The sequence below is a fragment of the Streptomyces sp. G-G2 genome (assembly GCF_030063135.1).
GTDB lineage: Bacteria > Actinomycetota > Actinomycetes > Streptomycetales > Streptomycetaceae > Streptomyces.
The window spans coordinates 1-945 of record NZ_JASISO010000132.1 but is presented as its reverse complement, the minus strand read 5'-3'; the positions used below and the strand labels follow the sequence as shown (position 1 = coordinate 945).

Sequence of the window (945 nt, the reverse complement as noted above, 5' to 3'; positions counted from 1 at the left end):
TAGGGCCTGTTGCGAAAGTGGATCTTGAGCGGTGATGATCATGGTGTGGCGCGTGGAGATCTGACGGATGCACAGTGGGCGAGGCTGGAGCCGTTGCTGCCGGTGGGCAGCAAGCCGGGCCGGCCACGGCTATGGACTCGGCGGCAGCTGATTGACGGCATACGGTGGCGGACCCGGGCCGGGACGCCGTGGCGGGACGTGCCGGAACGGTACGGGCCGTGGGACCGGGTCTACGACCTGTTCCGCCAGTGGCAGCGTGACGGCACGTGGCAGCGGATCTTCGAGCAGCTCCAGGCTGATGCTGATGCGAAGGGCCTGATCACCTGGGACCTCAGCGTCGACTCCACCGTCTGCCGCGCCCATCAGCATGCCGCCGGGGCGCGTAAAAAGGGGATCTCCAGAAAGAGCCTCCAGGCGGCCTGTCCGTCGAGCCCGACGATCATGGACTCGGACGCTCCCGTGGTGGTCTGACCACAAAGATCCACCTCGCCACCGAGCAGGGACAAAAACCCATGTCCGTGCTGATCACAGCCGGGCACCGGCACGACAGCCCGTACTTCCAACCGGTCCTGGAGAAGGTCCGGGTTGCCCGCCCCGGCCCCGGCCGGCCTCGCACCAGACCCGCAAGGGTCCGGGGCGACAAGGCCTACGGCTCCCGCGCAAACCGCGCCTACCTGCGCAAACGCCAGATCGTGTGCACGATCCCAGAGAAAGCCGACCAGATCCGCAACCGCAAGAAACTCGGCTCCCGCGGCGGCCGGCCCCCGGCATTCGACAAGGAAGACTACAAGCAACGCCATGCCGTCGAGTGCGGCATCAACCGCCTGAAACGGCACCGCGCGGTGGCTACAAGGTACGACAAACTCGCCGTTCGCTACGAGGCAACGGTGCTGGTCGCAGCCATCAACGAGTGGCTGTGACCAGCACTTTCGCAACAGGCCCTAG

The 945-nt window shown here is 66.3% G+C and carries 1 protein-coding gene; it reads left to right on the top strand.

Going from position 1 to position 945, the window contains the following annotated elements; translation table 11 throughout:
* Positions 1 to 45: 45 nt before the first annotated feature.
* Positions 46 to 920 (top strand): IS5 family transposase gene (locus QMF80_RS37915; RefSeq protein WP_283461982.1). Its coding sequence is split into 2 segments (ribosomal slippage): positions 46 to 390 and positions 393 to 920, totalling 873 coding nucleotides; the frame shifts between segments, so codons are not numbered across the junction.
* The last annotated feature ends 25 nt before the right edge of the window (positions 921 to 945 follow it).